The sequence below is a fragment of the Vibrio sp. Scap24 genome (assembly GCF_013394185.1).
GTDB classification, from domain to species: Bacteria; Pseudomonadota; Gammaproteobacteria; order Enterobacterales; family Vibrionaceae; genus Vibrio; species Vibrio pomeroyi.
Genome location: NZ_CP041332.1, coordinates 3308996 through 3321052 on the forward strand (window position 1 = coordinate 3308996; position 12057 = coordinate 3321052).

The window sequence follows — 12057 nt, forward strand, 5'->3', positions numbered from 1 at the left end:
TCGCGTGTGTGAGGCCTTTTTGTTTGTTTGAGGTTTTGCTAGCTACATTCATTTCAATTTGCGAGTGATGATCGCATCGTTCACTCGTTTATGGTCCTTAAACTTGTGCCTCATAGTTATATAAATGCTCTATCAACCACCTCTAGATACGTCATTAGCGCTGCTGTTCTTGGTAAGGGCTGACCAAATCTAGGGGTGCTTTCTACTGATAATCACTTTAACTATGTGTTTAGGACGTCCTGCTATGGCTAAGAAAATTATATTCATTCATGGTCGCGCTCAAAAAACCGATAAAGATTCCCTTCAATCACTTTGGTACGAGGCTATAGAACATGGCTTGCAGCGAGATTTTGGAGCCTCAAGTTCATTACAAGCTTTTAAAGATGTCGATAAACGGTTTGTCTATTACGGTGAACTATCAAACACATTGTTAGAGAAACCAACGGAAGACCCTGCAAGTCGACAGCAAGCGCTGTCTGAGCTCAAAAAGTACAAGACAAGCCAGTTCAATAAAACAACGTATAACAAGGTATCCAAAATTGGTTTTCTGAAAGAGGCGTTAGCCGATACTTTTTCATCGCTATTTGGAAAGCTGGGTGTTGCTGAGACACTCATAACGAAGGTCGCGCCGGATATGGCACATTATTGGAATGAAGATACCTATTTTGGCAGCGATGTCAGGCATAGGCTAATGGTTGAACTGAAGGAAGCGCTTGATAATCAAGATGATGTGATGATTGTATCGCACAGTCTCGGGTCGATGATTAGCTATGACGTGTTATGGAAGCTGTCTCATTACGGAGAGTATAGACACGACTATGGTGCGGACAAGAAGGTCAACTTATTGCTGACGCTCGGGTCACCGTTAGGCGATGAAAACGTAAAAGATAGGCTGAAAGGAAGTCGTTTGAAAGATGAGAAGAAGTACCCTTTAAACATTCAGCAATGGATAAACATATCGGCAGAAGATGACTTTATCTCTCATGACAGCAAAATTAGAAATGACTTTAAGGATATGCTCAAACTGGATCTGATACCCGGTGGAATGAAAGACATCCACCCAGTCTACAATCTCAATATTCGTAACGGAAAGAGCAATCCGCACGCTTCCATCGGTTATCTCATTAACCCTAAATTCATCAAAGTACTGGATGAATGGCTCTCGAGTTGATTTGGTTTGCCATCGTAAATGGCTTCTCTGCTCGTTCGTTGAAACTCAGTAAAACAAGGCCTCGCGTGTGCGAGGCCTTTGGGTTTGTATCGAGTTAGGACTAGCACAAGCCTCTTAAGGTTTTATCTCTTTAAATTGTGCTTAATTGTTTGAACCATCACATCATCTATCGTCAAGTACAGGGAATACTACTTAACTCTTGGATGGTCTATATAGGTAGCTCACAAGCGAACAGATAAAGCATCATGAGTACCCCAGTCGTGATTAAATCACCAAGTTTTACAGTTAGAGCACCTAAAATTTACCTTGGCTGAGTATACGTCGCTTATTAGCATCGACGCCGATAATTCCCCCTTAGTATAAATGGGGTTCATACATAAAATCTGAATATAGATCCTGCTGTTAGTCTCATGATTTCAGATATGTTCTTGTGTAAAAGTCGGCCATTTCCGACTCTTCCAATTTTGCAACAACCGAAACATGCGAACTAAAAATAAGAATAATGGTCGATAACGTCATAATTACTGCCGTCACAAAGCAGAACGTCACCATTCCCAAAGAGTCAATAATTTGGCCGCCAAAGAGGAGTCCAACAGGTATTAATAGACCAGAAACAGATGCAGAAAAAGCAATTATAGAAGAAAGTGAAATCTTCGGTGATGCATAGGCTCTGACAATTGAAATACCATTATTGATTAGAAATAAGCTAGCTCCACCAAGAGCTAAAGGAATCGCCATCAAAAATACGACAAGTGGAATACTATCTATCTGCTTATGGTAGAGAACAATAGTTGCAACTATCGAAAAAGTGATTGATATACCAACAAACCCCATGATTGCTCTTTTAAGTGGGGGCACCTTGTACTTCGTCTTTCCAACAATAAATGAAGCGCATACAAACAGCCCAATTGAAAAGGCTCCATCAAGAGCTCCCATAATCCATGCGCCATCTTCCATCATATTACTTGCAAAATAAGGCACGAACACAGAAAAAAAAGTGAACATTACGCCATTAAGCAAAGCACAGACTACAGCGAAGGTCACCTCTAGCCTAATTTTTAGGAAATCGCCCCAACTTTCACGATGCATTGATATGAAAGACTGAATTCTAACTTCGATAGGCTCTAGTTTATAGTTGATAAATTTCAGAAAGGCTATTGATAATACAGATGATAAAATTGAAATCGCTAATCCCATTTTTACGCCTAGCAATGAGATCATTCCGCTAGACAATATGGGCACCACCATAGTACCAAAATTATTTACTGCTTGATTAAGAGAAATAGCACGAGATAAAAAAGACTCCGGCACAATGAAACGCAATAAGCTGGCATTCACCGGCATACGTATAGAGTTACATACTGACAATAGAATAATTGGGGGCCATATCAACATGTAATTTGTATCCGACCCTAACAGTCCAAAGATGGCAAGTGAAGCTATTCCTGTAGCTAGAGAAGTAAGCATGACTACATGTTTCTTGTTAAAGGCATCCCCTATATTTGCAAATAAAAAACGACATGCGACTTCAACCAGAAGTGCCGTCGCCATCATTTGAGCTAAGCCTGAAGCATTACCCGTATCTTCAACCATCCACCAAGACGTTGCAAACAAAGTCAACCGAGACGCGATCAGAACACACAGGCTATTCGCGGTGAAAAATACAAAGTCTTTATTCATAGCGCGATAACACCATCAAAAATGATCACTACAATATTCCCTATTAACTTTTCAGAAAATATAAATTTATCGATGGTTGTTTTTGTAGCGGTTATAATTTTCATATACATATCACTCACCTAACGCCAACTTTTTTATCAGAACATTGACGAAATAAATCTGGAAAACGTATTCATTAATTATTTTTTTCACCCTTGCAATTACAAAGGTAGATTTATTTGAATATTATTATTTGTTAATATTTCCGATTTTTCAGAAAATTATAATGAAAAATTTATTAATCTCCATAGGAAACACCATTTTTCAGTTCAGAAGAAAAAATGATTTTTTGTCGACGTATACATGAAATAAAAAGATATAGTATTGGAGGTGTTTGGCCTACGAAAAACAAAAGGTATTGCTCTAAGATTAACGAAAGAATGAATGTGCACCATAAATTAGTTAAGGTGGAATGTAGCACTTGCTCTACGATATTCCACCTTATACACCTGCTATAATCTTTTTTCCATATGTAGAAGGCTCCATTCTTCGCTTACACCTACTTCATATGAGGTAACAACAAAACCTAAGGACTCGTAGCAATTCTTAGCTACTGTATTTTTATTAAATACTACAAGCGATAATACGCTAGCACTGTATTTTTCTTTCGCTAGTTCAAGTAATTGACCTAGCATTTTCTTAGAAATCCCCTGACCACGAAAATCATTTGATACAAATACTCTACAAATTCGAAATTGGGACTCGGATACTTTGAAAAGTTCAACATAACCAGCATTTATCCCAGAAACAACAAAGATAAACGGAAGCACTTCAGTTTGTGAACAGTGCTGGCTAATTTGCTCGGAATCTAATGGAAAATCGAACGTTGGCCCCCCCCAAAGATAATTTAACTTTTTCGAGTCTATCCAGCCAACAAGCAACTCATAATCTTTCTTTTCAAATGCTCTAAGTACCATTTTTACCTCAAAGATTTAACACCCTGTTAAGTGGTCAGCAGCGCAATATTTAAGTCACTGCATACCACACTAAAAAACACATGGTTAAGACTTCATGCGTTACGAATCAATCCCAAAAGCTTTGTTATGCGAATTTTCCATCTCTGCTGTTTGAATCGTGTTTACAATTAGCTCTTCAAAAAGCTCTAGCTGTCCAGCAGGAATTAATTGATTTTGTATAATTTTTCGTTTGTCCGAGTCAAATAATCGCTCTGCTAACCAACCAATGAGATACATAAGTGAAAGACAACCTCCGGCAGTGGCTACGTTTCCTTCTATCACGAGTGGTAGATCCTGAACGTTTCCTCCCATACTTTGCAGCACAGCCTTAGCATCTGGGTTTGTCGTTAACCTCTTACCTTTCAGTAAACCAAGTTCATGAAGAATGAATGACCCCGCACAAATAGAACCAATTAGCTGCTTATTTGGATCAAGACGTAATGCCGACATAAACTCAACATCTTTCATAGCGGCTGGCACACCACGTTTACCACTGGTGATAAGAACGACATCTTGATTTACCACCTCTGAAATATGCCCATCTGTTTTCACTTTCATGCCAAGGTGAGAATGATGTTCAGATTTAGTCCCTAGTATACTAACAGTCCAACTATCAGTGGTTCTGCCAAGCAAGTCATACATGAGAAAGAAGTCTATATCTGTGAAATTATCGAACAAGATAACGCCAACGTTATACATAATATTTTTATCCTTTTAGCTGAAATTATAAATCATAGAATTCGGGATTAAGAAGTAAACAACTCGACCAGCTTAAGCAATAAAATCAACGCATAGTTAAAATAACATGCGTTACAGTTAGCTTCAGTCATTGCTTGCTTATCTAGTTAAATGTCTTAGCGATGACTTAATCGAGAACCAATACGACTTTGAACGAGTTTGCTGCATAATTTGCCTAAAATACTTCTGCCCCAAAGTGCGTTACGCCTGTAAATTCGAATTTAGATAATCAATAATTTCAGACGTACGACAATCTAATCTTGTTATTCAGATAGAATTTTTCAACACTGGTAACAATGATACAAACGTTACCGCTGCTAGGCTGATATGAAATAAACGTTGTTTTAATGCGGTATTTAGGTAAATCCGGACTTTTTGACCGCCCCAGGCCCAAGTTATATTCGCTACAAGCCCGCATGTCGTAAACACGAGTGTAATCAATGCCACAGATAACCAATAGCTAGAGGGTAGGCTATAGCTTGTGACCAACGCAATTGATGCCATCCAAGCTTTCATATTCCCCAGTTGCAACAACGTAGCTTGAGTGACATTAATTGGCTGTTTCCTGCACGATCTACCCGAAAAAGAGTTGGTACACATCAGCTTTATCATCAACCAAAACATGTAAGCTAGACCGACGTATTTTATTGCAAGGTGCCAATTGGGATGGGTTTGAAGAGCGACACCGACACCACTCGCACAAAGTAATATTAATCCGATCATACCAATACGGATACCAATCAGGTGACGCCATGATTTTCGGATACCAAATTGTGCTCCCGAGCTGGCAAGCAATAAGTTATTCGGCCCCGGAGTTATAGCCGTAACAAACGCGAATAAACTCATGGTTGGTACTAAGTCCCAGAATGTTGTCATTTCCTTTCCTCTTAAATTAATGCGAGCGAGTCAAGAGTAAAGGTAAGAAGTGAGAGAAACCTACAGTTAATGCGTCATGGTGACAATTCTTTAATTTCCTTTTATTCGGGCCTTCTTTATCCTCAGTACAAGAGTTAATTGCCCCCTTTAGGAGAGATACAATGTTAGTCCCTGATCTAACCGGTCGTTCCGGGCCTAAATTTATGGCACTGGCTAATGCGATTGCTGAGATGATAGAAAGTGGAGAGCTCGAACCGGACACTAAATTACTCCCTCAACGTATTTTATCTTATCGGTTGAATGTGACGGTTGGTACGGTGACAAGAGCTTATAGGGAGCTCGAGCGAAGAGGGTTAACGGAGCCAAAAGTAGGAAGTGGTACTTATGTTCGAAACATAGAAACTGAACTGAGCCATTTTTATCATCCAGTATCAGAAGAAAAAGGAATTAATCTAGCGCGTTGTAGGCCTTTGCTATTGTCGCAACCCAAATTTCTTGCAAACGCGTTGAAAGAATTATCTCACGAGAAAATCGCGCAGACAGCGGTGTTAGATTACTACTCCGCTGATGGCATTCATGGCCATAACGAGACTCTTCGACAATGGTTGATGACCAAATTTCAGATCGATATTGATGCCCGGCGTTTAGTGTGGACACATGGAGGGCAGCACGGAATATCGTTGATTATTCAAGCGTTAAGCCGCCCTAAAGATACCATCCTTACCGAAGGTCTGTGTTATCCCGAATTTACCTATGCATGTCAGCAATCCGAACGAAAATTAGTGCCAGTAAAAGTCGATGTGTATGGATTAGATCCTGAAGATCTGGCTTTGCATTGTAAGAGGCATAGCCCCAAGTTGCTTTACCTTACTCCAGGAATACAAAATCCGACTGGAGCTCAGTTAACAGATGACCGAAGGCTGAAAGTCATTGAGATATGCCGTCGCTATAATGTGCTAATTATTGAGGACGATGCTCCATACTGCCCACCACCTCATCGAAAGAGTCCTTTAGTAGCTATCGCTCCGGATATTACCGTATACGTGGGAAGTTTTTCTAAATACTTTGCGGGTGGATTGCGGCTGGGCTTTATCATTCTACCAATATTCTTCAAAGATTTATTACAACGTGCGCTAAGAGCCAGTTGTATGTATGTAAGCCCTCTAATCATCGACCTGGTATGTCGTTGGCTAACTAGTGGAGCTATGCAAGCAGTAGACAAAGAGATCGCGATGGAACTAAGTGCCCGCCATAGGATCTGGAAGGCCGTATTTCCCGAAGTCCAAATCGGCGTTCCTGGCTACAATGTGTGGCTACCCTTACCTGAGCAGGTGACAGGACATCATTTTAGCCAAGCTTTGCTAAAGCAGGGAGTCAGAGTGATAGAAGCAGATATGTTTGCTGTCGGTCGGTATGACGCACCGAAAGCTGTGAGGATATCACTGGTTGGCCCATCAAGCCGCCAACAATTGCAATCGGCTTTAGATGTCATAAGAGAACAAATCGTACGGTCCACTTAAATTTCATTGTTAATGTGACTCACTAACGGCCTAACTAAACAACTACTAAGCGAGATAGGTAAGGATCTGTGGGTTGGATTAAAAAAGGAAAAAAGTGCTCAGATACATGAAAGGCTACTTGAGCTCTTTCGTTGAAATTTCCACTTGTCATTGAGAACGTTCATAAATCTTGTTAACCAAGACCTATGGTGATGTTTGATAAACTATTGCTTTTATTGCTATTAATTAAATTTGCTAGGTGGTGGCTAATTCGCAGAACCACTACGACGGTGACTATGTGGCTTTTGTCGATGACGAACAACCCTTTATTACCTGAATGGACTAACACTAGTGAAGTAGGGTGGTTTCAATCCGTAATAGAAAACAAGGCCTCGCGATTGCGAGGCCTTTTTGTGTTCCGACTAAAACTAAATATTAATCGAGCCTAACGAAAACTCGGGATAATCGCTGGAATCCCCGGTAGAAGACCAACCAATGCCATTACGCCACTTAGCACAATAAACATAATGCCAGGCAATACCCAACGGCTCATTTTACTCAGTTCACTGCTGCGTTCTTTACAACCGACTAAGCCTAAGTTATCTAACAGCATGGTGAGAGCCCAACCAAATGCAGGGTTAACCAGTGCTGAAGAAAATACAACAATCGCTGCCGACTGCGTGGTTTTCCCTTCACGTGTCATTTCCATTCCAGCTTCTAGCAATGGAACAAATACCCCAACAATCAGCGCAACACAAAGTACAGGTTGCCAGATAGCGAGATCCATCGGGTAACCCCAAACTGCGGCGATGATACAGAACAGAGCTGTAAGCAATGCACCAGCAGGAATAGGGCGTTTAGCAATCGCCGCCGGTACGATATAAGTACCCCATGAAGACGTAAAGTTAGTACCACCGAGCAGAGAGCCGAACGTTTGACGAATTGAAGCCGTGGTCATGGTGTCGTCAATGTTCATGTGCACTTTTTCGGTACGTTCTGGGTAGCTGATCTTTTGGAATACTTGATGTCCTAAGAAATCTGGCGACCACATTGCCACGGCTAGAATTGCAAACGGCAATACCACCATGAAATGTTCAATCGTCGGTAGGCCTAGCATCCAACCTGTATCTTCTCCCCACCAATACATAGGGTTCATGTTAGGCAAGCCTGGCTCTGTGTGGAAAGCAAATGGCGCACCCATGGCAAATGCAATCGTACCACCCAGTAAGCAACTAAGAGGTACTGCTAACCAACGTTTGCGGAAGTGTTCCAATAGCGCGTACAAGATAATGGTGCAAAAGATCACGACAAACGCGATATGGCTCATGCCGATTCCTTCAGCCCAAGCGAATAGCTTTTTAACTTGAGAGGCGGTTCCAACAAAGCCGAGGTAGAGTAATAAGCCGCCACACACGCCTTTACTGGTGAGGTTGGCCAACATGCTGCCACCTTTACTGATGGCTAAGATGAGGCCAAAAGCGCCAATCAGCAATCCAAAGGCCATAGGGTGTCCGCCTGCTGCAACCACAATAGGAATCAAGGGGATAAGTGGGCCGTGTGTACCTGCGAGGTTCGCGGTCGGCAATAGGAAGCCAGAGAAAATAATAATGAAAACAGAGGCGATGAGGAGTTCATAACGAACGTTTTCTAGAATGAAGTCTTCATTTAATCCGAGAGCCCCCGCAAAGGTGGCAGCAATCGCGCCCACCATCACAACTTTACCAATGGTCGCGGCCATCGCTGGGATGGTGTCTTCTATCTCGAATCGATAATCTTTAAACGGCAAATTGGGACGCCAGCGTTTAGGCGCCATGATTTGTAATTCATGTTCTAAATATTGTTCGCGGGAATCAAATTCTGATCTTGGTTTGTGTTGTTGTTCATAAGTGAGTTCATCCTCATTGGCTTGAGGCTTATCTGCTTGTATATGTACGGACTCTAAAGTACTGCTCATGTTGATTCCTTTCGTTCACACTCTAAGGTGTGTTATTCCAACAAACGTTATTGACTCACGCAAAGGCGTAAACAATGTGTCAACTTATAATTAAAAATTCATTAACATTTAGTTGTTAGTACCTTATACCAAACCCAAAAAAACAAATAGTCTCAGTCGGTTAGACATTAGTCGTAGAGCAAGCCGACGAGTATTAGACACTGTAGATTGTATGTGTCTGTTTATTTGTAGGCTCTTAATCTCAGGAACAACAAAGTCACTTTCAACAACGAACTGCCACGTTAACCTGTTCTGAAATCGAGCTTGAAAATCAAAACCAAAAATTAATTTAGAAAAGTGTGCATCCTTTCGCGACCTCAAACGTGTTAGAAGTAAATCGTTTAGAGGGTGCCACTATGTTGGACGTTTTTACCTACTTTTCCGACTGGCTGACATATTCCATTTTTAACTTGGAAGCCAGTACTTCGATGGCAACAGGCGTTCATTTCTTTATTGAAGACACAAGTAAGATCTTAGTCTTATTGGTCGTGTTGATTTACGCTATCTCCGCACTGAGAGCCAGTTTGAGTGTGGACAGAGTTCGCCAATATCTACAAGGCAAGCGCCGTGGTGTAGGTTACTTCTTGGGTTCTGTATTTGGTGCGATTACACCGTTTTGCTCGTGCAGTTCTATTCCGCTGTTCATGGGTTTTGTCTCGGCACGTATTCCTATTGGTGTAACCATCGCATTTCTTATTACCTCGCCTCTGATCAATGAGGTGGTGATCATCATGCTTGGCAGTGTCCTCGGGCTGAAATTCACCATCATGTACGTTGTGATTGGTATGTCACTTGGCATTTTTGCAGGCTTTGTTTTAGATGCTTTTAAAGCCCACCGTTGGTTACAACCTTTCCTCGCCGACGCGTATCAAAAAGCCAATGAGTTAGATGAATTGCCTCAAACGCCGGTTGAATCAACCTCTATGACCTTTAAACAGCGCCATGAGTTTGCCGTGAACGAGACCAGTACCATCTTCAAGCGCATTTGGATTTGGGTCTTTGTTGGTGTCGGTATTGGAGCGTTTATTCATGGTTTTGTTCCGGCGGATTGGTTCGAGCAAAACCTCGCACACGGCCAGTGGTGGACGGTGCCACTCGCAACACTCAGTGCCATTCCGATTTACACCAACGCAACGGGCATCGTGCCAATCATGGCGTCGTTGATAGACAAAGGTATGCCACTGGGCACCACGCTGGCGTTTTGTATGGGAGCGGTCGCGGTGAGCTTGCCAGAGTTCATGATGCTCAAACAAGTCATGCAATACCGGTTGCTTGGTGTAATCGCGGGTTACTTGCTGGTGGCGATCTCCATCACGGGTTGGTTGTTCAATTTCTTTTATTAATCAAAGTAGAGCACATGCTCACAGGAGTCTGATATGAAAAGCATTCAAGTTTATGGTTCAGGTTGTAAGAACTGCCTCGTCACCGCAGAACGGTTTGCCGAGATCGCACAAGAGTTAGGGCAGCAAATCGACATTGAAAAGGTCACCAGTTTAGAAGCCATAATGAAAGCTGGCATTATGAGCACACCGGGTGTTGCGATTAATGGTGAGTTAAAACACACGGGATCGGTGCCATCTGTTGATCTGGTTCGTGATTTACTCAAAGAAGATGTTGTAGCGTAAAGGAAAGGAAGGATCGTCGCACGTGCCGTTTTTTGAATGAGCACGCGCGACGGATAATCGAGATTCAAGAATGAAATGTTTGATGGATGCGTGGAATCATGCCGAACCTAGCCTTTATGGCTGGCTACTAAAACAGACCCAAAATCCGCACGAAGCGGAAGACATCATGCAAGAAGTGTTTCTGAAAGCCATGGGAAACAGCGAGCGTTTCTGTACATTGCAGGACGGCAAATCATGGCTGTTTAAGATGACCAGAAACCACCTAGTTGACCAGCTAAGACGGAAAATACACTCGGTAGACATCGAAGAGTTTGTGATGCCCACAGACATTTCCCCTGCGATGGTTCAGCTTCAACGTTGCCTTCCAAAAGTATTGGTAAAACTCACCGAGCAAGAGCGTGATGTTATAGAGCAATGTGACCTCAACGGCATGGCACAAAAAGACTACGCAGAGAAACACCAGCTCAGCCTACCAGCCGTGAAGGCACGTTTACGTCGCGCCCGCATAGAACTCAAAACTATTTTGGTGAGTGAATGCAAGGTGACTCAAGACCAAACGGGCGTCTGTTGTTTTAAGTCCTTTCAAGCAGATCCTTAGTCTTTTCAAGTAGAGCTTTAAGCCGTTTCAATCCTGAACCTTAAATCCTTCAGGAAGTAACGTTTCCGATTCAAATTTATTGATAATAATTCTCATTACGTTATGTTGTGGTCTCAAACACACTCATTGTTTCGGAGACCAACATGGAACACACGGATATTACTCAACTGCTTATTCCAAAGAGTGATTGGGCATCGCCTGATCTCTTTCTCTATGAAGGCGAAGACAAACTTCGACTCAGCCTAGAGGGAGCAATTCAATACAGTGGGTTGAACAGCATTGGCGGCGTGGTGCTCGGCTTTAGGATTATCCAGTATGCGGTTAAATTAGCGGCGGGTGACCAGTCTTTGCAACGTGATGGCATTAGTATTTATACCGCTTTCCCTGGGCGTGGTGCTCAAGATGTTTTTGAATACACATGCCGCGCATTACGTGATAAGCGCTATTGCTGTGATAGCACATTACACCACCCAGCTGCGCAAACCGGGCAGCGTGGTCAGTTCCTATTTACGATTCGTTTGAACGAACAATCCATGGTGATGACGCCAGCAAACGGGCTACCAAGACAAAGCTACTTTGAAGCCGACCGACATTCGCAAGACAGCAGAGAAGCGGCATTGAAATGGCGAGATGAGAAGATCAACTTCGCCAATACACTCTTGAGTTTGCCGCCAGAAGAGTGCTTACGTGTGTTATAGCTCTCGAATCTAGAACTAATAGAACGAACACAGAAAGGTCGCTCGCTTACAAGTGAGCGACCTTTTTTATATCAAGCGTTCGTGGAAACCAGATTCCTAGTCGCGCTTAGGCTTGCTGGAATGACGCGCTTTTCTACTGACACAATTAAGTGTACAGGTTGGACAATTTTCAAAGCATTACACT

General features: G+C 42.3%; 11 protein-coding genes. 6 read left to right on the plus strand and 5 right to left on the minus strand.

What is annotated here, in order from left to right:
- Positions 1–244 precede the first annotated feature (244 nt).
- The gene (locus tag FLM53_RS14725; protein ID WP_176681471.1) at positions 245–1171 is read left to right on the plus strand and encodes a hypothetical protein; all 927 of its coding nucleotides are present in this window, start codon (positions 245–247) and stop codon (positions 1169–1171) included.
- A 408-nt stretch (positions 1172–1579) separates the two neighbouring features.
- Here the strand turns inward: FLM53_RS14725 and FLM53_RS14730 are convergent, their stop codons facing one another.
- The 4 genes from FLM53_RS14730 to FLM53_RS14745 all read right to left on the minus strand — a co-directional run bounded on the left by FLM53_RS14730 (position 1580) and on the right by FLM53_RS14745 (position 5460).
- Positions 1580–2851 (minus strand): MFS transporter, encoded by a 1272-nt coding sequence (locus tag FLM53_RS14730; RefSeq protein WP_176681470.1) that lies wholly within the window; start codon positions 2849–2851, stop codon positions 1580–1582.
- A 491-nt stretch (positions 2852–3342) separates the two neighbouring features.
- Positions 3343–3807: a GNAT family N-acetyltransferase gene (locus tag FLM53_RS14735; RefSeq protein WP_176681469.1), complete on the minus strand. Its 465-nt coding sequence runs from the start codon at positions 3805–3807 to the stop codon at positions 3343–3345.
- Positions 3808–3906: 99 nt separating this feature from the next.
- Positions 3907–4545: a DJ-1/PfpI family protein gene (locus tag FLM53_RS14740; RefSeq protein ID WP_176681468.1), complete on the minus strand. Its 639-nt coding sequence runs from the start codon at positions 4543–4545 to the stop codon at positions 3907–3909.
- 306 nt (positions 4546–4851) lie between these two features.
- Positions 4852–5460: a LysE family translocator gene (locus FLM53_RS14745; protein ID WP_176681467.1), complete on the minus strand. Its 609-nt coding sequence runs from the start codon at positions 5458–5460 to the stop codon at positions 4852–4854.
- 161 nt (positions 5461–5621) lie between these two features.
- Here FLM53_RS14745 and FLM53_RS14750 point away from each other — a divergent pair, with 161 nt between their 5' ends.
- Positions 5622–6980: a PLP-dependent aminotransferase family protein gene (locus tag FLM53_RS14750; protein WP_176681466.1), complete on the plus strand. Its 1359-nt coding sequence runs from the start codon at positions 5622–5624 to the stop codon at positions 6978–6980.
- A 424-nt stretch (positions 6981–7404) separates the two neighbouring features.
- On the opposite strand, the gene FLM53_RS14755 is transcribed toward FLM53_RS14750, so the two are convergent.
- On the minus strand, positions 7405–8913 hold the full coding sequence (locus FLM53_RS14755; protein WP_102314247.1) for a DUF3360 domain-containing protein: 1509 nt from the start codon (positions 8911–8913) through the stop codon (positions 7405–7407).
- Positions 8914–9308: 395 nt separating this feature from the next.
- On the opposite strand from FLM53_RS14755, the gene FLM53_RS14760 reads away from it, so the two are divergent.
- The 4 genes from FLM53_RS14760 (at position 9309) to FLM53_RS14775 (ending at position 11873) form a co-directional block, all read left to right on the plus strand.
- The gene (locus tag FLM53_RS14760; protein WP_176681465.1) at positions 9309–10295 is read left to right on the plus strand and encodes a permease; all 987 of its coding nucleotides are present in this window, start codon (positions 9309–9311) and stop codon (positions 10293–10295) included.
- Between the two features lie 33 nt (positions 10296–10328).
- A complete protein-coding gene (locus FLM53_RS14765; RefSeq protein WP_176681464.1) occupies positions 10329–10577 on the plus strand; it encodes a thioredoxin family protein in 249 nt (82 codons plus the stop codon).
- 82 nt (positions 10578–10659) lie between these two features.
- Positions 10660–11175, plus strand: a complete 516-nt coding sequence (locus tag FLM53_RS14770; protein WP_176681966.1) for an RNA polymerase sigma factor — start codon at positions 10660–10662, stop codon at positions 11173–11175.
- Between the two features lie 143 nt (positions 11176–11318).
- Entirely contained in the window at positions 11319–11873 is a 555-nt protein-coding gene (locus tag FLM53_RS14775) for a hypothetical protein (RefSeq protein WP_176681463.1), read from the plus strand.
- Positions 11874–12057 lie beyond the last annotated feature (184 nt).

Bases quoted from the DNA above. Each gene is read 5' to 3' on its own strand.
- FLM53_RS14725 (WP_176681471.1), top strand. From the start codon at position 245: ATGGCTAAGAAAATTATATTCATTCATGGTCGCGCTCAAAAAACCGAT.
- FLM53_RS14755 (WP_102314247.1), bottom strand. From the start codon at position 8,913: ATGAGCAGTACTTTAGAGTCCGTACATATACAAGCAGATAAGCCTCAA.
- FLM53_RS14770 (WP_176681966.1), top strand. From the start codon at position 10,660: ATGGATGCGTGGAATCATGCCGAACCTAGCCTTTATGGCTGGCTACTA.
- FLM53_RS14775 (WP_176681463.1), top strand. From the start codon at position 11,319: ATGGAACACACGGATATTACTCAACTGCTTATTCCAAAGAGTGATTGG.
- FLM53_RS14760 (WP_176681465.1), top strand. From the start codon at position 9,309: ATGTTGGACGTTTTTACCTACTTTTCCGACTGGCTGACATATTCCATT.
- FLM53_RS14745 (WP_176681467.1), bottom strand. From the start codon at position 5,460: ATGACAACATTCTGGGACTTAGTACCAACCATGAGTTTATTCGCGTTT.
- FLM53_RS14735 (WP_176681469.1), bottom strand. From the start codon at position 3,807: ATGGTACTTAGAGCATTTGAAAAGAAAGATTATGAGTTGCTTGTTGGC.
- FLM53_RS14750 (WP_176681466.1), top strand. From the start codon at position 5,622: ATGTTAGTCCCTGATCTAACCGGTCGTTCCGGGCCTAAATTTATGGCA.
- FLM53_RS14740 (WP_176681468.1), bottom strand. From the start codon at position 4,545: ATGTATAACGTTGGCGTTATCTTGTTCGATAATTTCACAGATATAGAC.
- FLM53_RS14765 (WP_176681464.1), top strand. From the start codon at position 10,329: ATGAAAAGCATTCAAGTTTATGGTTCAGGTTGTAAGAACTGCCTCGTC.
- FLM53_RS14730 (WP_176681470.1), bottom strand. From the start codon at position 2,851: ATGAATAAAGACTTTGTATTTTTCACCGCGAATAGCCTGTGTGTTCTG.